Raw genomic sequence first — 22,134 nt, 5'->3', positions numbered from 1 at the left:
AAAGAAATTATTATATTTTAATATTATGAAAAAAGGAATTTTTACAGGGTTAGGATGCCTAATAATTGTAATAATTGGTATCCTAGCAATCGTAATAATTGGAGGCTTTATAGCCTATAATTTTAATAATAAAGCTGTTGTTTTACAAGAAGATGCCAAAACAGCGTGGTCTAATGTAGAAAGTGCTTACCAAAGACGTAGTGATCTTATTGGCAATTTAGTTAAAACCGTTCAGGGAGCAGCAGATTTCGAACGCACAACTCTAAAAGAAGTCATCGAAGCTCGCTCAAAAGCAACCTCAGTAACTATTGATCCTAGTAATATAACACCTGCTCAAATGACTCATTTTCAGCAGGCACAAAGTGGTTTAACCTCTGCATTATCTCGATTATTAGTCACAGTAGAGCGTTATCCCGATCTAAAAGCAAATCAAAATTTCCTTAATCTACAAACACAACTAGAAGGAACAGAAAATAGAATCAATGTAGAGCGAAATAGATTCAACGAACAGGTTGGAGTGTACAATAAGCATCTTAAAATATTTCCTAATTCTATATTTGCAGGAATGCTAGGTTTTAATGAAATGGTACGATTCGAAGCTGATGAAGGTACTGAGAAAGCACCAGATGTTGATTTTGATTTTAAATAATGTCTAATCAAGTAGAAGATTTCTTAACCCCTGAACAAGAGCAGCAGATAATTGCTGCTATTAGACGTGCAGAAAAAATGACATCGGGAGAAATTCGAATTCATCTCGAAAAACATAGTGAAAAAGCTATTCTAGAAAGGACTATAGAGGTATTTCATTGGTTAAAAATGGATAATACGATTCAACGAAATGGAGTGCTTATCTATGTTGCTGTAGAAGATCGTGCTTTTGCTATTTATGGAGATCAAGGAATTCATACTATTGTAACTGATCATTTTTGGGAAGACACTAAAAATGTCATCCAAAAACAGTTTAAAAAAGGAAATTTTACACAAGGGCTAATTGATGGAGTTCTTCTTGCAGGAGAGCAATTACAACATTTTTTTCCTTGGGATCATAATGATAGTAATGAATTACCTGATGAAATCTCTAAAGGATAAATGAATAGCTTCAAAAAAAACATATTATATCTATTACTCATCTCAGGAATATTTTTTTTACCTGTAGATACACTGTATGCCCAAAGAGAAATCCCTACGAAACCTCAACTACAAACAGCGGTATATGATGAGGCAAACATGCTTTCTCCTTCTCAATCAAAATACTTAGAACATAAATTAGTTATCTATGCGGATACTACTTCTACACAAGTTGTCGTGGCCACCATAAATTCGCTACAAGGAGAAAACATAGGATTATACGCTGCAGAATGGGCACATAAATGGGGTATTGGGCAAAAAAAAGAAGACAATGGAGTCTTTATTCTAGTTGCCAAAAATGATCGAAAAATATGGATCACTACTGGATATGGAGTAGAAGAAAAACTTACTGACTTTACTACAAAAACCATTATTGATCAAATCATCACTCCCCAGTTTAAAAAAGGAGATTTTTATACTGGTCTAGATAACGGAACCACAGCTATTTTTCAGGTTCTTAACGGAACGTTTAAAGGAACTAGAAAAGAAAACTCTAAAGACATTCCTATTATAGAATTGGTCTTATTATTAATATTTGTTATTATCATTATTAAAGCATTTTCTATAAAAAACCACAATAACGGAAGAGGAAACCGAGGAAATCGATCAGGAACAGGCAGTCTTCTCGATATTATTATTCTAAGCAATATGGGACGGGGAAGCTATGATGGAGGAAGTTTTGGAGGTGGATCTAGTGGCGGATTCGGAGGTGGATTTGGTGGTGGTGGATTCGGTGGAGGCGGTGCTGGTGGAAGTTGGTAACGTTTCCTTAATTACTTTTTTTTTAGTTTATAATTATGACAGATCAATCTTAGGTTTATTAAATATATCTTGTAAATAGTAACTGCATATTTGGTGTTATAAACCATTACTCTAAAAATCTAGATTAACAATTTTGCAATCTAAAATACTTACTTATATAACAAATTAGAACGTAAAATTAGAACTAAAAAAATAATACTATTAGTTCCCGTATTTAAAATTACATTTATAAATACTGCTCAAGAAATTAAAATTAGATTTAGTACACATGATTCTTTTGGCGTATCAGGTAATTCAGTAGCACATTATGGAATGTCAAAAATATATATAATCCAACAACACAAAGAAATTAAAAGTCTCAAAAAAAGAAAATAAAGAACTAAAGTCTTTATCTAGTCGATTAGCTAAAATCGAAAAATTATTTGAATCAAAAAAAAACAAAAAACTTCTAATACCTTAACTTGAATTTGTATTACATAATTAGGGTTTAACACAATTTACTATTTGATATATAGCTTACTTTAGTTATCGCTTCGCAAATTATTGTCACTTGTTTTATCACAAAATTCAAATTTCGAATACTAAACAAATGGCTAGTAAACATCTTTATTCATTGTCGGACAACATAGCCCAATCTTTGATTAACGCTCTCTTTATAAATTGGTTAATTTCCCATTGTTCTGTTAGAGGTTCATTTGTTTCTGGATGTAAAAGTGTATAAGGAAACGGACCATACTCAGGAGTAATGGTTATGAAAGAGCGGTTTTCATCTTTTGCGTTTTTAAGCATCGCTAACCACCATTTTTTAAACTGAGTTAGTTCAGGTAAATATATGTTATTTCTTGGATCTATAACTTGTGGACTTTGTGCAGATCCTACTCTTGCATGGATATGGTAGGTATGTTGTATTGCTAAATCTGTAGCTTCTTTTTGATTCTCTAGTAATGTTTCTGCTACGCAACACCAATGCGAAAAATCCGAAGTTAATTTTAATAAAGGAAATTCTTTTAAAAAACGAAAACAAGTGTGTGCCGCATACGAAAACCTTGAACGATGTGTTTCATGTGTGATACTAATACCCGTTTCTTCTTCGATTAAAAAAGCTAGTTCAATTAATTCGGCATTTTCACTAAAGGAAAAGAAATCCATTCCTGTATGAGAATTAATAAGTAGAGGTTCTGATGCTGCTAAATTGTAGAGGTGCTTCTTATATTTTTCTTTATGCTTTTTAAAATCAGCTTCTTTGGTTTCCCAATGCTGACCGACAACATCTAATCCAAAATCATCAAACATGGATATAACTTCTTTCTTTTCTCTACTCAGAAGAGGCAAGTCAATTTCAACTCCTTGATAACCTTTTCTTTTTACTTTATCTAAAAACAATGGTAATTCGATATCTGCACTACCCCAGCGAGGATAAATAAATTTAAGCTCCATATGATATTTGTTTCTCTCTTTTCTTTAACACATACTAATCGTGTATCTAGCTACCATAAAATGAATCAAATCATTTTTGATTCAAGCAAAAAATAAAAATAGCTATTAACTTCTATCTAAAAAAAACTAATTCAAAACTATTTTTTCCTTAAATAAACTGACACAGGCACTCCATTAAAATTAAATTCTCTACGAAGCTGATTTTCTAGGAATCGTTTATATGGATCTCTTATATATTGTGGTAAATTACAGAAGAACGCAAATTGTGGTTGCGGTGTTGGCAACTGCGTTATATATTTTATTTTTACATATTTTCCTTTATACGCTGGCGGTGGATTACGTTCTATGATAGGTAATAAAATATCGTTAAGCTCACTGGTTTTGATTTTTTTGGATCGATTTTTATATACTTCGACTGCTGTTTCCATAGCCTTAAATATCCTTTGCTTTGTTAATGCAGATATGAATACAACAGGAACATCTGTAAAAGGTTCTATTTCTTTTCGAATATATTTCTCAAAATCCTTAAGAGTATTACTTTCTTTATTTTCTACAAGATCCCATTTATTCACTAAAATTACTACGCCTTTGCGATTACGCTCAGCTAGCCAAAAGATATTTTGTACCTGTCCATCAAAACCTCTGGTAGCATCCAAAACAATTAGACACACATCACTGTGTTCTATAGCCCTAACTGAACGCATTACAGAATAAAACTCTAAATCTTCCTTTACCTTAGATTTACGTCGTATTCCTGCCGTGTCTACTAAATTAAATTCAAAACCAAAACGATTATATTTGGTATCAATAGCATCTCTAGTAGTTCCTGCGATATCAGTAACAATATATCGATCTTCGCCTATTAAAGCATTTATAAAAGATGATTTTCCTGCATTAGGTCTTCCTACTACTGCAAATCGAGGGAGTTCATCATCCTTTTCTTCTTCTTTTTCTGGTAATACTTTTACTAAATCATCCAAAAGTTCACCTGTACCACTTCCATTGATACTTGCAATAGTATAGTATTCTCCTAGTCCTAGATTATAAAATTCTACTGCATTTGTCGCTCTACTTCCATTATCCACTTTGTTTACAACTAAAAACACAGGTTTTTCGACTTTACGAAGTAAATTAGCAACATCCTGATCCATTCCTGTTATTCCTGATTCTACATCAACAATAAAAATAATAGCATCTGCCTCATCTATAGCTAATTCTACTTGTTTATCTATTTCTGTTTCAAAAATATCATCACTTCCTACAACATACCCTCCTGTATCAATCAACGAAAATTCTACTCCATTCCAATCACTCTTCCCATAATGTCGATCACGGGTTACCCCACTAACAGCATCTACGATAGCCTCTCTTCTTTGAATTAATCGATTAAAGAACGTTGATTTTCCTACATTAGGTCTCCCAACAATTGCCACTATACCACTCATTTATCTTTATTCTAAATTTTGTGCAAAATTAGACTTTTTATTTTAGCAATACTATACATATTTTGATTTGATTACTAACTATAGAAATAAAAAAACAAAAAGCCCAAAGACCGTGTTTCAGGTCGATGGAGCTTTTCATAATTGATAGTCAGTCAGTGAAATAATTACTTACTCCAAATATAGCATGTATTATAGCTAAGTTGGTTACTGTAAAACAACAAAGTTTTTATGGATCTTTTTTAATTTTCCTTTATTTCATAGATTGCCACTGTATTAGACACTTCATTAGTTATAATAATTAAATCATTTCCTGTAGGGCTATCAGTCGCTTTAATCGTAATTAAACCTTCTGGAGCAATATCTACTTCATCTCTTATCCATTCTAAAAACTGTGGACTCGATGGATTAGAAATATCATAAATCATTACTCCACCTGTTCTTTCTAATCCTACAAACAATAATGTTTTATTACCTATTTTTATAGTTTCTACAGCTTCTGGTTCTGCTCCTTTATCATCAGATCTCTTATCTGCTTTACCACCTTCACTAGAATTAAATGCATCTGGGGCTAGGTCAAAAATTGTTTTTCCTATTTGATCTCCACTGTCGTAAATAACTGCTCCTGAGGTAGTCCATATTGTAAACGATCTTGCTCCATAAGCATATATTACATCGTAATCCCCATCCCCATCGATATCACCATTAACTGTAGTTGTTTTTAGCCTTCCTAAATTCTCATTTAATTGTAATGTTGCTGCATCAGGAAAAGAAGTAGGATCTAACGTAAGATCTTTTACTCTATCTTCTTCAGAAAAACCTTTATAATCTCTAGCATCTCCTTCATTAGCTGTGATTAAGTATCTTTCTCCTTTTATTTTTGCATAAGTTATCGCATCTGGCTGATAAAACCCAAAAACAGGCCAGTTCTTAAAATTACCTACTATATCATCTTTATCACTAGCATCTATTTGATTAGTTGATAATGCATAGTTCTTTACTCCTAATCCAATAATATCTGTAATAGCTTTAGATTGTAAATCGACAATTGCTATTCCGTTATTTTCTTGTAACGTAACATAGGCTTTTTTTGAATCATGAGAAACTGCAATATATTCTGGTTCTACATCTTGTGCCAAAGAAGCTCCTGGACCAAAAACTCTAAAGTCATTCCCTATCGTTTGACCATTAAAAGCCGTAAAACTCAGATTAGAAACCTGCCCCGTAGCTACTTCTATTATCGTTATGGAACCTTCTGGATCATTAGTATATAAGTCATTAGGTTCTCCTTCATTAGCCACTATAATATATTTTCCGTTAGGACTAAAAGTTACCATATCTGGTAATGCACCTGCTTCGTAAGTATTTAGTACTGCCTGCGAATCCGAATTATATGTTACAATCGTTCCATTAGCTTGCTTATTTGATGAGTTTTCTAAAGCAACAGCCACGATTCCTTTATGTACTGCAACACTATTAGGATTACCTGTTAGTGCTATGTCTACTCCTTGGGTTGGTGCACTAGGGTTAGAAATATCCCAGACTGAAAGTTCTGATTCTTTCGGGTTTATAACAAAAAGTTTGTTTGTTTTAGAGTCAAAAGCAGAAATTTCTGCATACCCTTCATCCCCTGTTCCATTAGTAAACCCTCCTATTTTTTTAAAAGTTAATTTATCGTTACCTCCACCTCCTTGGTAATCATCAAGGTTGCATGCACTAAAAACACTTAGTAGTACTGCCGAAAAAAGGGTAGTTTTGTTAAAAATTTTCATTATTGATGTTATTTATGTGATTAAACCTCAAATGTTAATAACAAATATATCCTTAACGTTATGTTAAGGATATATTATAATCATCAAATATTTTTAATACTGTATATAGATTTTTATAAACCAAAAAGAAAAAGTTAATTCATAGAGTTATCAACCTTTATTATTGTATCCAAATCGCTTTAATTGGCGCTCATTACTACGCCAATTTTTATTGATTTTTACATACAACTCTATATGTATTTTTTTACCAAAGAACTTCTCTAATTCTTTACGCGCCTCGGTACCAACTCTTTTTAATGCTGATCCTTTATGCCCTATAATAATTCCTTTTTGAGAATCGCGTTCTACCATAATTATAGAACGAATTCTTATAATATCTTCATCTTCGATAAATTCTTCTGTCTCTACTTCAACAGAATATGGTATCTCTTTTTTATAATGTACTAATATTTTCTCTCGAATTGCTTCATTTACAAAAAACCGTTCTGGTTTATCGGTCAATTGATCTTTCGGATAAAATGGTGGGGATTCTGGCAATAATTCGACTATTCTATCAAAAACTTCTCTAACATTAAAGTTTTCTAAAGCTGATATAGGATACATTTCGGCATTTGGCACTTTTTGACTCCAAAACTGAACTTGCTCTTCTAATTGCTCCTGATTAGACTTATCGATTTTATTGATAAGTAATAGAATAGGGATTTTAGCATTCGTGATTTTATTAAAAAAATCTTCGTCTTTCAACTCTTTTTCTCCGATTTCTACCATGTAAATTAATACATCTGCATCTTCAAAAGCAGATTTTACAAATCCCATCATTGATTCCTGAAGCTCGTATGCTGGCTTTATAATCCCCGGAGTATCTGATAAAATAGCCTGAAAATCATCTCCGTTAACAATTCCTAAAATACGATGTCTTGTTGTTTGTGCCTTAGAAGTAATAATAGATAATTTCTCGCCTATAAAAGCATTCATTAATGTAGATTTTCCTACATTAGGATTACCGATAATATTTACAAACCCAGCTTTGTGAACCATAAAATTGATTTTGATACAAAGGTAGATGAATATTCAAAAAGAAAACTATAGATCATAAAATTATTGTAACAATTACAAGGTTACTTTATCCTAATTAAATAAGGTTATCGTTTTTAATCTAAATGTTAAAAATTAATTTTAAAAATTATTATTTTTTCTTAAATTAGTGTCAAGTAAGTTTTCAAAAACCCCGTGAAAACAAGTTTTAATAACTCTTAAAACCGGGATCATTTGAAAAATCACTTAACCTCTTTGAAAAGATTGGCTGTAAACAATACCTCACTATTACTAATCTGTATTCTATCATCATATAGTCTTCATGCACAAAATTATAACAAACGGCTATCAAAAGCAGATAAAAATTTTAAAGCATTTGCTTATATAGATGCCAGAGCAATCTATCTGGATGTAGTATCAAAAGGATATTCTTCTGCAAATCTTTATTCTAAACTAGCAGACTCTTTCTATTACACAGGAGATATTGAGCATTCTGTAGAGTGGTATGAAAAACTAATCCAAACGTATCCTAATGGGTTAAATCCTGAGTATTTGTTTAAATATGCTCAGAGTTTAAAAAGTGTAGAGCGGTACGACGATGCTGATAGAGTTATGAGTCAATTCTATTTGGTAACAGGGGATGATAAACGTGCAAAATCCTTCATCGAAAAAAGAGATTATCTAAGTTTTATTGAACTACAATCTGGGAGATTTGATTTATATACATTAGATATAAATTCAAAAAAATCTGAACATGCTCCTAGTTTTACTCACCTAAATCAAATTGTTTTTGCATCATCTAGATCTAAAAAGTCTAATGACGTAGAAGTTCATGAGTGGAATAAAATGCCTTTTTTGGATATCTTTTCTTCAGAAATAGGAGAGGATCAGATTACATTAGAAGAACCTATGAAAGTAAAAGGTAAAATTAACACAAAATTTCATGAGTCCTCTACCTGTTTTAGTAAAGATGGAAAAACAATGTATTTCTCTAGAAATAACTATACCAATAATAAACTAAAAACTGATGGTAAGGGAGTGGTTCTATTAAAACTATATAAAGCTACACTCCAAGATAAAATATGGACAAATATTATAGAGCTTCCTTTCTCTAGTAATACATATTCGGTATCTCACCCTTCATTAAGCGCTGATGGCAAAAAACTCTATTTTGCCAGTGATATGCCTGGAAGTTTGGGAAAATCAGATCTATTTGTAGTTGATATATTAGGTAATGACACCTATGGAACGCCTAAAAATCTAGGAAATAAAATTAATACAGAAGGTAGAGAGACTTTTCCTTTTATTAGTGATAACGGAATGCTTTATTTTGCCAGTGATGGACATGTTGGCTTAGGAGGTTTAGATGTTTTTATTGCAGTACCTGATGAGTTCGGTTTTTCTGACATATTTAATCTAGGGAAACCTATAAATAGTTCTAAAGATGATTTTTCTTTTATTCTTAATGAAAAAACTAAAACAGGATATTTCTCTAGTAATAGATCCGGTGGCAAAGGTAATGACGATATCTATGGATTTAAACAGACCAAAGAACTTATTACTTCTTGTAATCAATATATAGAAGGTATTATTATTAATGAGACATCAAATGAAACATTCTCTGATGCTAATGTTGTTTTATTAGATGAAAACCAAAATATCATCAGTCAAATAGTTTCTGATAGTAAAGGACAATATCGTTTTAAAATAGATTGTGATAAAGAATATTTTGTAAGAGCAAGATTAGACCAGTTTATTTCTAAAGATATACCTGTAGAAAAAAATACTGTTTTTGAGTTTACTCACCAAATAAACATTCCACTCTCTCCTAATACATTATTAATAACTAAAGTAGAAATAAACCTTGGGGATGATCTTTCTAAAATTCTACAGCTCGATCCTATATATTTTGATCTTGACGATGCTTCAATACGTCCAGAATCAGAGGTTGAACTGCAAAAAATAATTTCGGCAATGAACAAATATCCTGAGTTAAAAATTGAAGTTCGTTCACACACCGATAGTAGATCTAGTCATTGGTATAATAAAAAGTTAAGCGTTAAAAGAATGAGGGCTACTGTTAAATATATTATAGAAAAAGGAGGGATTCATTGGAGGCGTACAAAAGGTAAAGCATATGGAGAGAGACAATTGATTAATAACTGTACTGATGAGAATCCTTGTACAGAAGAAGAACATCAGGAAAATAGAAGAAGTGAGTTTATTATATGGGAGTAAAAATGATCATCGTTTTATCAGTTTATATATTTTTGTAGGTTTTTGAATTTTTTATGTTTTTAAAATAAATTTTTGCTCTGGCATTTACCTTAGGTGCTAATAGTAATCCAGAAATTACAGTAGGAATTGCCATTATTGCAAAGGCACTGTCAATAAGATTTATTGCAAATTCTATTTTAACCACTGCTGCAATTATTATTGATACTATATATATGTAATTATAATATTTTCCATATTTAGGCTTGGTTAAAAAACCTAAACATAGTGTTCCATAATATGAATAAGAAAATAGTGTGGAAAACCCAAATATTAAAACCATAATTATGACTACAACATCACCTATACCGTAGGGAAGAACTGTATTAAATGCCTCTAGGGTTAATGATATCCCTGTGCATGTTGTATTCTTCCAGACTCCTGTAGAAAGTATTGCCAAAGCAGTTAATGTACAGATTAACAGGGTATCTATTGCAGGACCAATCATGGCTACTAATCCTTCTCTAATTGGTTCATTAGTCTTAGCTTTTCCATGCATCATTGGAGCTGTTCCTACACCTGCTTCATTAGAAAATGCTGCTCTTTTTATCCCTTCTTTGATTAAAAATCCTAAAAGCCCTCCTGCCGCTGCTTTTCCTGAGAATGCATCTGAAAAGATTAACAAAAACATCTCTGGAACCTCTTCTATTTGTAAGATCAGAATAGTAATAACTGTTATAAAATATAATACCACCATAAAAGGAACCAATCTACTTGCTACAACACCTATTCTTTTAATTCCTCCTAGAATAACTAATGATGTAATACTAGCTAAAGTAATACCGATATACCATTTATCATTGATACTCCAATCTAAAACGTCTACTATGGTTTGTGTTAATTGATTGGCTGTAAATGCTGGAAGGGTTCCAATCAATCCTGCTATAGCAAATACTACTGCCAGTGGTTTCCATCGGGCTCCCAATCCTTTAGTGATTACATACATCGGACCGCTATGCAATGTACCTTGTTCATTTTCTGATCTATACATCACCGCTAGCGAACATGTATAAAACTTAGTTGCCATACCGATCAATGCACTAATCCACATCCAAAAGATAGCTCCAGGTCCTCCCATAACAATTGCCACTGCTACTCCACTAATATTTCCCATCCCTACTGTTGCCGCAATAGCAGATGATAATGCTTGAAAATGACTGAGCTGACCAGAATCATGTGTACTGTCATACTTACCACTAAGTATTTCTATAGCGTGCTTAAAATAAAAAAAGGGAATAAATCTTGAGTATATTAAAAAGAATATACCTCCACCTATAAGAAGTACTAATAAAGGCCAATCCCAAACCCACGAACTGAAAACAGCGACATAATTCTCTAAGGCTTCAAACATAGTTATTAAAGATAGTAACAAAAATTATATTTACTAACTCCTTCGTTATTATTAAAAAAAATCTTTTTTATATAACTATATCTATTCTCTATCGTAGTAATCGTTAAGAGATCGTAATATTTTTAGTTTTTATTAACTCTATAAGTAATATTTCTATTGGTAATAACAGTATTTATACCTAATGCTAATGTAAATCTAACATTATTAGATAGTGTAGTTACTCCATTGAAACCGTAAACATTTCCTCCAAGCGGAGTCGCGTCAGAGATAGGGGTCTCATCATTAAAACTTCCATTATTATTGGTATCTACCAGAAGTCTTAAATCAGACGCTATAAACCCTGATAATCCCGTAAGGTCAAACCTAATATCAACTCCTCCTACATCTACTGCTGTACCTGAAGTATTTACTTCGCTAACTCTCCATACTCGATCTAACCTAGATCTTATACCAGTAGGGATATCTATTATATTATTAGCAACTAGGCTTCCATTATCATGCCCCCATAGTAAAAACTCATTATTATCTAATCCTGTTGGGTTTAGGATTCTTACAACTCCCGTTCCTTGGGCATCATTATGAAGATTACTCGCATCAATCCTTCCTATACCTGCCACATCATGATCATAATTTCCTGCTGCTACATCATCTTCGTTATAAATATCAACAGGAATTGAAATACTACCATATTTTGCACTTAAATAGTTATCTACAATAATAGTTTGTGCTGAATTGAGCATCGTATCATAAAGTAATACTTCTAAAAAATCTCCACTCGCTTCATCAGCTCCTGTAGAGTTTTTACCAATTCTATCGTAAGGAATACCTATAGTTGTAGAACCTATATTCAAAACTTGAGATGTCGCATTTACTCTTACATTAAGATCTGAAGATCCTCCAGCTTTATGATAAGACACTATAGAATTAGTACCAAAAGGAGAGGTTATTGATGTAACATAATCTGCAACTCCATAATGAGTATACCCAACTCTACCAGTATTAAACCATTGTTCTAATCGTAATGAACTAGTTCCATTATCAAACAAAGAGTGTGAATTTCCTATATTTACCGGATTTATTACAAAATAAGCACTCGCATTAGTATAAGAACCAGAAATAGTACCATTCATAAATTGTGGAGTGGCTAAACTAGAGTCGAAATTGACTGCATTAAAAGTTCCTGTAGTAGTATATGTTGGTCGATTAGCACCAACTTGGGCATAATTATTAGCATATCCACTATGATCAGACCATGTAGATACTGATATTCCATTTGCAGGATTATCAGTCTGATCTCCATCGGCATCTAAATCATCTGATTTTAACCAGACTCTCAGGGGTGATGTTCCATCAGAACTTCCTACGCCTCCTGGACCAGTTTGTGCAACTCCAAAAAAAGTAACCATAACTAATAAACTGAATATCAGAAATTGTTTTATCATACTCCTTATTTTTTTAATTACCCCTCTAATCAGTAAATATAAATACTATAACTTAAGTTTAGCATAAAGCTTCCTTTTTTTTAAAGAAACTAATATACTAACACAAAACAATTTATCCCAAAATTATTCTATTGACCGTATAAATCTCGGCTTGTTAATTCCTCTATCATACATAATAATACTGCCCGCTACAGCAACATTAATACTTCGTTCTGATGTAAACTTAATTATAAATTGTGATTTTTCAATAGCTTTTTTTGATAAGCCATGATCTTCTGCTCCTAATAAATATACACATCTCTTTGGGTGATTAAATGTTTCTAAAGGTTGTGCTATATCGGTCAATTCTACCCCTATCAACATTGCTCCTTTAGGTAAATGTTTATAAAAATCATCAAATGTATCATAATGAAAATAAGGCATTGCTTTCACTGCATTATGTGTATCACTTGCTTGTTTTGCATATCGATTACCTATCGTAAAAATAAAACTAGCTCCCATATTTTGCGCAGAACGCCATAAGACTCCTAGATTTTCAGGTGTTTTACCATTTTGAATCCCGATTCCAAAAAATTCATTTTCAAAATTATCTATCATTAAACAAAAATATAAAAACTCAGAAAACTGTTTCGAATCAAAATCATTCTAAAAAAACTGATGACTTAGTTAAGTCTCTAAATCATCAATTCTCGTAAGCAATATTAATTATTATTTACGCGCTATACTTATCATAAGCTTTCTTCAATTTAATATCATATTTATTCTTCTTATAACCTGGACCATTATATCCTTCTGCAAATCGAGCCCAATTTTTTTCTTTGATCCAATCTACTAATCTCTTACTTCTAAAAGAAGTATTAGCTATAAATTTGCCAAATGCTTTAAGGTGCTCTCTTTCATGCTCATACATTTCTGAAACAAAATGATCTATAGAGGAATATCCTAAATGCTTATAATGAAACCCCATAATCTGAAAAGCTCCCCATGAGGCAGCACAATGTGCTGCTTCATGAAAAGCATGTGAATCCGAAATCTTTTCTGCTTTTTTCAGACGATCATACTCTCCTACTCCTCCTCTATAATGAACTCTAGTCCATTTTTTATACAATATATCTTTAGTCTTATCTGAAGAATACTGTGATGGTTTTATTCCTCGTTTCTCTAATTCTCTCCAAAAAATATGCCCTTCAAATAAAATTCTTGGTTTGCCTCCTATCAAAAAACCTTTACCATTACTTTCTATCTCATTAACAGCTTTTACCATTGCTAACTCTAAACCAAACTGGTCTGCAAAATCTATAATATCTTGTTCTGATAAAAGTTTATCATTATAAGCCATTAGATCTTTTTTGACCTCGATAAGTTTAAACCAAGTTTTAAGACCTACAATGCCATCTATCACCAGATCATGTTTACTTTGAAAATCTCTGACAGATATATCTGTATCTTTTCCAAAAAAATTAGAGATATACACCTGATATCCTAAATCTGTTAAAAGCTCTTCTAAAAAATAAACATCTCGCCCATGTGAACGATATCGTATTGTTTTCATAATTATATTCTTTTTTAAGTCAAAAAATCTATTTCTATACTAGTCTATAAAACTTGTAATTTTCTTTTTCAATATGGTTGATATTCAAAAAAAATGAGATTAATCACCTTTTTTAAAAACGAATATTATCCTAAAATTAACCAAGACAACAAACTGGCATCAATTATCAGAAAATCTATAGGGAGAAAAATTTACCTTAATAATTACTATAATCAAAGATTAGTCATTAAAAAAATCAGTTATAATATATTTAAACCGATTCGACAGGATAATCATTATAAATAATAAATATAACAAAAAAAGCTTCTCTACTATGTTATCAAAAAATTAAATCATGATAGTAATACAAGAAATGGAATCACAAAACAATAATGCGAAAGAAGTAAACAACACATGCACATTGTTTATACTTATACAAACTATACAACAAAGTTTCTAATTCATTTATTTCTATTTCTTTGCTATAAAGTTTTAACAAACAACTATAGTTTTCTATAATTTCATGTATTGAACTAGAGTAAACTACCTCGGGGCAAGTCATGAGGGAGGGATTGAAAAACAACTTTGATTTCGAGGCAAGCCTTGGAGCATTTAAATCTCGATTATCGAGTAAAACGAATTCTAATTAAATCATTACGAATACTAAAACTTTGTCTTTAAGAAGTATTCAAACAATTACTTTCACACCAGATATCTAACCTAAAAATAAATTGTTATGAAAAATGTTGCCATAATCATTATTCTATTACAAAGTTTTCAAGGGATTAATGCTCAAAATATTTTTACTAAAACTCAGGAGTTTTTAGTAACTAAAAAAATCATGGATCAAGGAAAAGAATATCCTTCATATGTTCTTAATCTAATCCATGCTGAAAAAGAAAATAATATATCTACCCTTATACTCGAAGATACAGAACTTTTTGAAGATGTATTCATAACTACCTTAGAAAATCCAGGATTAGAAGGAGTTTCTAAAGTAGTTAAACTAGAAATAGAGTATCTAGCATGCTGTGCTCATGTAGAAGCATATTATTATATGATTAAAGAAGATCATACAATTGTAAAATTACCCAAACTTAAAAATGTGTATTGCGAAAATTCTGATACTGATCTTCAATACATATTTCCTAATCAAGAGTATGGTATACAAGGAAACATCTTAGAAACACAAACATTCTATAATGAAAACGCTACAGCTATTAAATATGTAAACTTAAAACAACGTTTTATTTGGAATAATGATATATTCCAAAACTCCAAGACAACAATTGCTATAACTGGAATTAATTAACACATCATAAATTCAACTAACTAAAATTAATTAAGTAGACAAAAGGGGGGAAACTTTTGTTTATTATACCGACACACCTTTACTAAGAGGTGTCGGTTTTTTTTATTTAAGTTTATGATCTCTAAAAAGAAAACTAGTTTATTTATATTTGTTATTAACGAGATTACCTTTTTGTGAATTCAGCCTATACAATACCTTTAGCAGTTTTAATTCTGATATCTAGTTTTATCAGCACACTATCTGCACAGAACAACCAACTAAGAGCATATACATTAGAGGACGGCTTACCACAGTCACAGGTTTATGATATCATACAAGATGAGGTTGGATATTTATGGTTAGGCACTCAAGGCGGTGGACTTTGTAGATTTAATGGAGATGAGTTTAAAGTATGGACTAAAAATGATGGGTTACAATCTAATTATATTCATTCTCTTGCTTTTGCAAATGATAGTCTTTTTATAGGTACAAAAAATGGATTAAGTATTAAAACAAAAAGCAAATTTATTAATCTTGAAGGTCCTCGTGTCAATAAAATATGCTTTATCAAAAACAGAACATATCTAGCTACCACTATTGGGATTTATGAATATCGTGAAAAATTAGGACTAATTAAGATATCTATTAATCCCAAAATCAATACTAGTATCATTAATGATATTGTTTTTGATGGAAAATTATTTTGGGTAGCTACCAATAAAGGACTCTGGAAATTAAATAACTTAAAAAAAGAGGCTACTATTATTAAAAGGCATAGCCCATATATTTTTACTGCTGCTATTTTTTACAACCATAAAATCTTTGCTGCTTCTTTTAATCATGGGATTTTAGTTTTAAACACAAATACAAAAACGTATGGTAATCGGTGGATTAAAAAACCTGTAAGAGTAACAAGTATTGCTATACATAACAACAATGAGTTCTGGTTTTCCACTGATAATGATGGAATTACAATACTAAATTCTGAAACATATGCACTAAAAAAGAAAATCAACCGAAAAAATGGATTAGCAGTCTCATATACTAAAAAAAGTATTTTAGATCGTCAATCTAATATTTGGATTGCTACCTCAGGTGGTGGGTTTTATAAATATTTTCAAAATAACTTTTTACATTATGATCAAAATAATGGATTAAAAAGTAATCGTGTCTATGCTGTTCACGCTACAAAAAATGATGTCTGGGCTTCTAATTCTGAAAATGGGTTAGTAAAGATTGATTCTCTAGGAGTTCATCATATTGCTCAGGAAAAACTTTTATCTGAGGTAAAAATTAAAACAATAGCCAGCGACACTTCTGGTAATATCTGGGCAGGTACAGATGGAAAAGGGATTCTTTTTAAAGAATTACACCAAATCGATAGTATCACTGTCGATACTCTTAGTACTAAAAAACTAGATAAAGATCCTATTATACTAACTGATACTATCACTAAAACTGTATTTAAAAATCATCATATTACTACTCATAAAGGGTTATTATCAAATTGGGTGAGGTCTATATTAGTCGTCGATACTACAGTTTGGGTAGCTTCGTATTCAATGGGGATTTCTAAATTCTCTTATGATCCAACAAAGAAACGTATTATATCACTTAAAAAATTCACTAAAAAGAATGGAATAAAAGATATAGATATTAGGGATATGAAAAAAGATTCTATTGGTCGAATCTGGTATGCTACTCAAAATGGACATCTCGGATATATCCAAAAAAATAAGGTTACTCATTTAGGTAGTGTTTTGCATCAAACGACAGCTATAAGCACCTTACTTTTTCATAAAAACAAACTATATATAGGTACTGCAGGGAGGGGAATCTGGTGGTCTAACCTAGATGAGGATATGTCTTTTAAAAAATTAAAAGGCAAAAAGAAACTCTATTCTGATAATATATATCAAATGATATTTGATGATGAAAACAACTTATGGGTAGGTAGTGAACGAGGAGTTGACAAAATTGAATTAAATCAATCAAATGACATTGTAGATGTTTTTCATTTTGGACGAAATGATGGTTTTTTAGGGATTGAAACCTGTCTTAATGCTGTAACCAAGGATCATCAAGGAAATCTATGGTTTGGAGCGATATATGGATTAACCAAATATCAGCCTTCCGAAGTTACCAAAACTACAATCAAACCAAGTCTACATTTTCAGGATGTAGAAGTTGCTTATCGTAGTGTAGATTCTATTCAGTTAAGCACATGGACTAATAGTACTAATATTTTACAACTTACTCCTAACCAAACAGAACTATCATTTAGCTATAAAACTATTGACCTTGATCACCCTAATGATATAGAATATCGTTGGAAATTAAATACTTCGGAGTGGAGTCCTTGGTCATCAGATCATAAGCAAAACCTTGCTGGATTGGCATATGGTCCACATTCGTTTTCTGCGCAGTCAAGGAACTATCGATGGGAAGAAAGTGATCCCATAACTTTTCGTTTTTTTATTGATAGTCCTATTTATGAAAAAACATGGTTTCAATTGGCTGTATTAGGTCTGATATTACTAGTAGTAGGAGGATATGGATTTTCTTATATCAGAAGAGTTAAACAAAAAAATAAAGAAGAACACAATCGTTTACAGATAAAAAACCATCTCCTTTCATTAGAACAAAAAGCATTACGTTTGCAAATGAATCCTCATTTTATATTTAATGCTCTTAACGGTATCAAAGCAATGGGAACTAACGACCCTAACCGTATGAATACGACCATAAATACATTTGCTGTTTTATTAAGAGAAACATTGTATAACTCTAGAAAAGATCATATCACACTACACCAAGAGGTACAAACTTTAAAACATTATATCGAGATAGAACAATTAATGGCTAATAGACCGTTTACTTATGACATCTCTATAGATTCTGATTTGGATCCTGAAGAAATTCTTATTCCCCCTATGTTAATCCAACCTTTTGTAGAAAACGCTGTTAGGCATGGAATTTTAAAAGGAGTTAGAGAAGGTAAACTACAGGTATTGTTTCATACCACTGAAGATTTTTTACATTGTACTATTATTGATAATGGACAAGGTATTTTTCAATCACAAAAAAATAAAATAAAAACAGATCATCAATCAATGGCAATTACTGTCACCAAAGAACGACTTGAATCTATTTCGGGAAAAGATTCTTTACATATAAAAGAAATTACCCAAAACGATAACTCTATAGCCGGAACCGAAATTTCATTTAAAATCCCATTACTAACCGATTATTAGAACACCCTATTATGCTTACAGCTATTATTGTAGAAGATATGCCTGATGCACTTCAGCTTTTAAAAAATGATCTAAAGGTAAATCATCCCGAAATAGAAATAATTGATACTGCACGAAGTGTTGTTGAAGCTGCAAAATCATTAGGTACTGCACAACCTGATATTTTGTTTTTAGATATTATGCTAGGTGATGGTACTGGATTTGATATTTTAGAAATATTTCCAGATTTAAAATCAAAAATTATTTTTGTAACCGCTAGCGATGAATTTGCAATTAGAGCCTTTAAATTTGCTGCTATAGATTATGTCTTAAAACCTTATTCTAATGAAGAACTCGCTCAAGCTATTAGTAGAGCAAAAGAGCAAATTCAACCCAATAAAGAGCGTCTTAATATTTTAAAAAATACCTTATCTGCACCAGAGCAAAAACCTGATAAAATATCATTACATACTTTTGATAAAATTAGTATTGTTAATCTAGATGATATTATTCGATGCGAATCTGACAGTAATAATACTATATTTTATCTTCAGAATGGGGAAAAAATTTTTGTTACAAAAACATTAAAGTATTTTTCTGATATGCTTAAGAGCTATCAGTTTCTAAGAGTACATCAGAGTCATTTGGTAAATTTACAATGTATCAGTGCATTTATCAAAACTGATGGTGGATATCTTATGCTTAAGAATGGAGAAAATATACCTGTCTCTGTCCGTAAAAAGATAGAAGTGATGGAGACTCTAGATCGCTTACATAGATAATAGTATACGCTCTCTATTTTTATTAAATTGTAATTTTAGATCTTTACATACTTACTGAAATCGGCCGAAAACAGAATATCATTTACAATATTTCAAAACAGGTATACCCCAACACCTATTTATCTATATCACTTTTGACAGTGCTAAAGTACAGAAGTAATCCATAAAAAAATATTTCACAATATTTCATTTCCTTAAAAATAACCTAAAACACACTAAAAAATTTCTTAAAATAACTAAATTTAGCCTTAAAGTTTCTCAACTTTAAATACTTATTTTTTAATCTTATGATTTATGATTTCTATTACATTATAGTAAACTTATATCACAACCATTATTATGTCCATTCTTAGATAAAAAAATCAGATGAAAGCAATTGTATTGAATCAAAAAACGTATAAGCTCGAAACAAAGCATGTTGACAAACCCACTTTATCTCATTCTGATGTTTTAATTAAACTAAAAGCTTCGGCTCTTAATCATCACGAACTTTGGTCCCTCAAAGAAAAAGACTTAAAGAGTGATTCTGGTATCATATTGGGATCAGATGGAGCAGGAATAATAATGGAAGTAGGTGTAGGCGTAAACTACTTAAAAAAAGGAGATGAAGTTATCATAAACCCATCTATAAATTGGGGTACAAACAGGAAGGTACATGGATCTAATTATGAGATTTTAGGATTTCCCAGACAAGGAACTTTTTCTGAATATATTAGTATAGATCAACAGTATGTATATCATAAACCTAAACACCTTTCATTTCAGGAATCGGCAGCACTTCCTTTATCAGGGTTAACCGCATATCGCGCATTGTTCACCAGAGGGGAATTTCAAAACAATAACAAGGTTTTAATTACTGGAATCGGTGGTGGAGTTGCTTTATTTGTATTAAGTTTTGCTATTGCATCAGGAGCAGAAGTATACGTAACATCGGGAAGCGAACATAAAATATCAAGAGCTATAGAATTAGGGGCTAAAGGAGGGGTTAATTATAAAGACAATGATTGGAGTAATCAATTATTAAATAAGGTTAATGGATTTGATGTAATTATAGATAGTGCTGCAGGAAAAGGGTTTGCAGAATTGACCAAATTAGCTAATCCAGGAGGTAGAATTGCATTATTTGGTAGAACTACTGGTTATATTCAAAATCTAGATCCTAAGCTAATCTTTTGGAAACAATTATCTATCCATGGTACAAGTATGGGAAACAATGAAGAGTTTAAAAAAATGATAGATTTAATCTCTTCTCAGAAGATACACCCAGTCATTGATTCTGTCTACTCTACTCAAGAGATTAACTTAGCTTTTAAAAAGATAGATAATAGTGAACAATTTGGTAAAATCATTATCGATATGGATACGTTTATTAACGATGCCTAACCTACTGTAAACACCTAACGTTAACATGTATATTGATTCTTTATATGGTTAAGACAGAATGATTTCCGTTTTCACTATTTAATGCACTTTTTTTTAGGATTCTGTCTGAATTAAAAATAGAGTGTGATCTTTATACAAATGCAATAACTAAGATTAATCCTTATTTACCCTAAAAGATGTTTCGATAAGTCAAAAAGACGTTACATTTAATTCTAAGAGTACAATTTTTAATCATGTTTCCTAAAACTTTAACCTCGGGAGTTAAAGTTTTAAGGTAAAGGGTTGAAATTTTAACTTCCTGTCTTAAAAATTGAACAGTCTCAGCTAAACACTTCGTCTAAAAGACCCGTCAGAAGATCTCTAATACACATCGTAAGATCAGTGTAGTTAAAATTTGCATCATAATACTTAAACGTTTAATTATAGAAGGCTACAATTAGAGGTTACTCCCATAAATTGTGTGTGTGTGTGTGTGAATTGAAATAAGAATTAAATCTTTGCCAAAAAATATTGGATCTTTTTCTTAGAATAGTACCAATTTTTATTCAAAAAAGACAATTGATATGATCAACCTAGTATAAACATAAAAAAAGGTTGGCTAATGATTAGCCAACCCTTATCATGGTAAGAAAATTAAATTTTATAAATAGCCCCCTATTTTTATAAACTTACCATTTATTATTTATTTCATATCAAAAAGCATTGGTAGTTTGCCTTTTTAAATTTTTTTCCTTTAAATAATTTTTCAAAATATGTGTAAGAGAGAACTCTTGGTTTTTTGATGGCATTCGATGATCCATTAAAGTTTGATTATAAATAGTTTGATTACCTAGTCCTGGAACTTCTACATTTATTTTTATATGTATAGCAACATAATTACGTAATGGACTACAATTAGATATCTCTACTTCTATTTCTGGATTACCGTTAATTCTTTTGGTAATACTACCTTTTTCTGGAATCTCTACGTTATCAATCTTTCCGATTTTAATTCCAATAAATTGACTTGAATAATGAATATCAAAGTTTCCATTTCCTAGACGTACTAATGTAAGCGTCGTCTTTATCCGATCTTGGAATGGCCAATAACCAAATCTGGCCGTTTGTGCTTTTTTATCGATTAAGGAATGTTTCATATGCTTATATTCTATCTATGGACTTAAATCAACTTTTTTTAAAAATCAATCAGTTATCTTTTAACGACAGTGTAAAATTAAGTAGAAACTGAGCGTCAAAATATTTCATCATATTTCACAATGTACCTATCACAC

At 31.2% G+C, this 22,134-nt stretch carries 17 protein-coding genes; 8 read left to right on the top strand and 9 right to left on the bottom strand.

From position 1 onward, the window contains the following. Nucleotides 1-25: 25 nt before the first annotated feature. Genes N456_RS00370 through N456_RS00360 form a run of 3 tightly spaced genes read left to right on the top strand, consistent with a single transcriptional unit; the run spans nucleotide 26 to nucleotide 1,890 of the window. Entirely contained in the window at nucleotides 26-649 is a 624-nt protein-coding gene (locus tag N456_RS00370; protein ID WP_062052712.1) for a LemA family protein, read from the top strand. Then, nucleotides 649-1,089: a TPM domain-containing protein gene (locus N456_RS00365; protein WP_062052710.1), complete on the top strand. Its 441-nt coding sequence runs from the start codon at nucleotides 649-651 to the stop codon at nucleotides 1,087-1,089. The genes N456_RS00370 and N456_RS00365 overlap by 1 nt, the downstream gene beginning before the upstream one ends. Further along, entirely contained in the window at nucleotides 1,090-1,890 is an 801-nt protein-coding gene (locus N456_RS00360; RefSeq protein WP_062052708.1) for a TPM domain-containing protein, read from the top strand. 606 nt (nucleotides 1,891-2,496) lie between these two features. Here N456_RS00360 and N456_RS00355 read toward each other — a convergent pair. From N456_RS00355 to era, 4 genes are all read right to left on the bottom strand, one after another. Then, the gene (locus N456_RS00355; RefSeq protein WP_062052706.1) at nucleotides 2,497-3,327 is read right to left on the bottom strand and encodes a hypothetical protein; all 831 of its coding nucleotides are present in this window, start codon (nucleotides 3,325-3,327) and stop codon (nucleotides 2,497-2,499) included. Between the two features lie 137 nt (nucleotides 3,328-3,464). Then, complete coding sequence (der, locus tag N456_RS00350; RefSeq protein ID WP_062052704.1) at nucleotides 3,465-4,772, bottom strand: ribosome biogenesis GTPase Der; 1,308 nt, start codon at nucleotides 4,770-4,772, stop codon at nucleotides 3,465-3,467. Nucleotides 4,773-5,011: 239 nt separating this feature from the next. Next, nucleotides 5,012-6,541 carry a choice-of-anchor I family protein gene (locus N456_RS00345; protein WP_062052702.1) on the bottom strand — a complete coding sequence of 510 codons (1,530 nt, stop codon included), beginning with the start codon at nucleotides 6,539-6,541 and terminating at the stop codon, nucleotides 5,012-5,014. A 150-nt stretch (nucleotides 6,542-6,691) separates the two neighbouring features. Continuing rightward, nucleotides 6,692-7,579 carry a GTPase Era gene (era, locus tag N456_RS00340; protein ID WP_062052700.1) on the bottom strand — a complete coding sequence of 296 codons (888 nt, stop codon included), beginning with the start codon at nucleotides 7,577-7,579 and terminating at the stop codon, nucleotides 6,692-6,694. A gap of 231 nt (nucleotides 7,580-7,810) precedes the next feature. On the opposite strand from era, the gene N456_RS00335 reads away from it, so the two are divergent. After that, the gene (locus N456_RS00335) at nucleotides 7,811-9,814 is read left to right on the top strand and encodes an OmpA family protein (protein ID WP_240315457.1); all 2,004 of its coding nucleotides are present in this window, start codon (nucleotides 7,811-7,813) and stop codon (nucleotides 9,812-9,814) included. Nucleotides 9,815-9,836: 22 nt separating this feature from the next. Here the strand turns inward: N456_RS00335 and N456_RS00330 are convergent, their stop codons facing one another. The 4 genes from N456_RS00330 to N456_RS00315 all read right to left on the bottom strand — a co-directional run bounded on the left by N456_RS00330 (nucleotide 9,837) and on the right by N456_RS00315 (nucleotide 14,195). After that, a complete protein-coding gene (locus N456_RS00330; RefSeq protein WP_062052698.1) occupies nucleotides 9,837-11,201 on the bottom strand; it encodes an alanine/glycine:cation symporter family protein in 1,365 nt (454 codons plus the stop codon). Nucleotides 11,202-11,323: 122 nt separating this feature from the next. Then, nucleotides 11,324-12,643: a DUF8202 domain-containing protein gene (locus N456_RS00325; RefSeq protein WP_148639123.1), complete on the bottom strand. Its 1,320-nt coding sequence runs from the start codon at nucleotides 12,641-12,643 to the stop codon at nucleotides 11,324-11,326. 123 nt (nucleotides 12,644-12,766) lie between these two features. Beyond that, a complete protein-coding gene (locus tag N456_RS00320) occupies nucleotides 12,767-13,240 on the bottom strand; it encodes an RNA methyltransferase (RefSeq protein ID WP_062052694.1) in 474 nt (157 codons plus the stop codon). 115 nt (nucleotides 13,241-13,355) lie between these two features. After that, nucleotides 13,356-14,195 (bottom strand): N-acetylmuramidase domain-containing protein, encoded by an 840-nt coding sequence (locus N456_RS00315; protein WP_062052692.1) that lies wholly within the window; start codon nucleotides 14,193-14,195, stop codon nucleotides 13,356-13,358. A 715-nt stretch (nucleotides 14,196-14,910) separates the two neighbouring features. On the opposite strand from N456_RS00315, the gene N456_RS00310 reads away from it, so the two are divergent. The 4 genes from N456_RS00310 (at nucleotide 14,911) to N456_RS00295 (ending at nucleotide 20,863) form a co-directional block, all read left to right on the top strand. Next, nucleotides 14,911-15,486 carry a hypothetical protein gene (locus N456_RS00310; RefSeq protein ID WP_062052689.1) on the top strand — a complete coding sequence of 192 codons (576 nt, stop codon included), beginning with the start codon at nucleotides 14,911-14,913 and terminating at the stop codon, nucleotides 15,484-15,486. Between the two features lie 173 nt (nucleotides 15,487-15,659). Next, complete coding sequence (locus N456_RS00305; RefSeq protein ID WP_062052687.1) at nucleotides 15,660-18,719, top strand: sensor histidine kinase; 3,060 nt, start codon at nucleotides 15,660-15,662, stop codon at nucleotides 18,717-18,719. 11 nt (nucleotides 18,720-18,730) lie between these two features. Continuing rightward, nucleotides 18,731-19,480: a LytR/AlgR family response regulator transcription factor gene (locus tag N456_RS00300; protein ID WP_062052685.1), complete on the top strand. Its 750-nt coding sequence runs from the start codon at nucleotides 18,731-18,733 to the stop codon at nucleotides 19,478-19,480. A 366-nt stretch (nucleotides 19,481-19,846) separates the two neighbouring features. Further along, on the top strand, nucleotides 19,847-20,863 hold the full coding sequence (locus N456_RS00295; RefSeq protein WP_062052684.1) for a zinc-binding dehydrogenase: 1,017 nt from the start codon (nucleotides 19,847-19,849) through the stop codon (nucleotides 20,861-20,863). Nucleotides 20,864-21,555: 692 nt separating this feature from the next. Here the strand turns inward: N456_RS00295 and N456_RS00290 are convergent. Beyond that, entirely contained in the window at nucleotides 21,556-21,999 is a 444-nt protein-coding gene (locus N456_RS00290; protein ID WP_062052682.1) for a hypothetical protein, read from the bottom strand. Between the last annotated feature and the right edge of the window lie 135 nt (nucleotides 22,000-22,134).

The organism is Aquimarina longa SW024 (genome assembly GCF_001401755.1).
GTDB lineage: Bacteria > Bacteroidota > Bacteroidia > Flavobacteriales > Flavobacteriaceae > Aquimarina > Aquimarina longa.
The sequence above is the reverse complement of the archived record's forward strand: the minus strand, read 5'-3'. Positions and strand labels throughout refer to the sequence as shown.

Excerpts from the sequence above, each read along its gene's own strand:
- N456_RS00370 (WP_062052712.1), top strand. The coding sequence starts at position 26 with ATGAAAAAAGGAATTTTTACAGGGTTAGGATGCCTAATAATTGTAATA.
- N456_RS00365 (WP_062052710.1), top strand. The coding sequence starts at position 649 with ATGTCTAATCAAGTAGAAGATTTCTTAACCCCTGAACAAGAGCAGCAG.
- N456_RS00360 (WP_062052708.1), top strand. The coding sequence starts at position 1,090 with ATGAATAGCTTCAAAAAAAACATATTATATCTATTACTCATCTCAGGA.
- N456_RS00355 (WP_062052706.1), bottom strand. The coding sequence starts at position 3,327 with ATGGAGCTTAAATTTATTTATCCTCGCTGGGGTAGTGCAGATATCGAA.
- der (WP_062052704.1), bottom strand. The coding sequence starts at position 4,772 with ATGAGTGGTATAGTGGCAATTGTTGGGAGACCTAATGTAGGAAAATCA.
- N456_RS00345 (WP_062052702.1), bottom strand. The coding sequence starts at position 6,541 with ATGAAAATTTTTAACAAAACTACCCTTTTTTCGGCAGTACTACTAAGT.
- era (WP_062052700.1), bottom strand. The coding sequence starts at position 7,579 with ATGGTTCACAAAGCTGGGTTTGTAAATATTATCGGTAATCCTAATGTA.
- N456_RS00330 (WP_062052698.1), bottom strand. The coding sequence starts at position 11,201 with ATGTTTGAAGCCTTAGAGAATTATGTCGCTGTTTTCAGTTCGTGGGTT.
- N456_RS00325 (WP_148639123.1), bottom strand. The coding sequence starts at position 12,643 with ATGATAAAACAATTTCTGATATTCAGTTTATTAGTTATGGTTACTTTT.
- N456_RS00320 (WP_062052694.1), bottom strand. The coding sequence starts at position 13,240 with ATGATAGATAATTTTGAAAATGAATTTTTTGGAATCGGGATTCAAAAT.
- N456_RS00315 (WP_062052692.1), bottom strand. The coding sequence starts at position 14,195 with ATGAAAACAATACGATATCGTTCACATGGGCGAGATGTTTATTTTTTA.
- N456_RS00310 (WP_062052689.1), top strand. The coding sequence starts at position 14,911 with ATGAAAAATGTTGCCATAATCATTATTCTATTACAAAGTTTTCAAGGG.
- N456_RS00300 (WP_062052685.1), top strand. The coding sequence starts at position 18,731 with ATGCTTACAGCTATTATTGTAGAAGATATGCCTGATGCACTTCAGCTT.
- N456_RS00295 (WP_062052684.1), top strand. The coding sequence starts at position 19,847 with ATGAAAGCAATTGTATTGAATCAAAAAACGTATAAGCTCGAAACAAAG.
- N456_RS00290 (WP_062052682.1), bottom strand. The coding sequence starts at position 21,999 with ATGAAACATTCCTTAATCGATAAAAAAGCACAAACGGCCAGATTTGGT.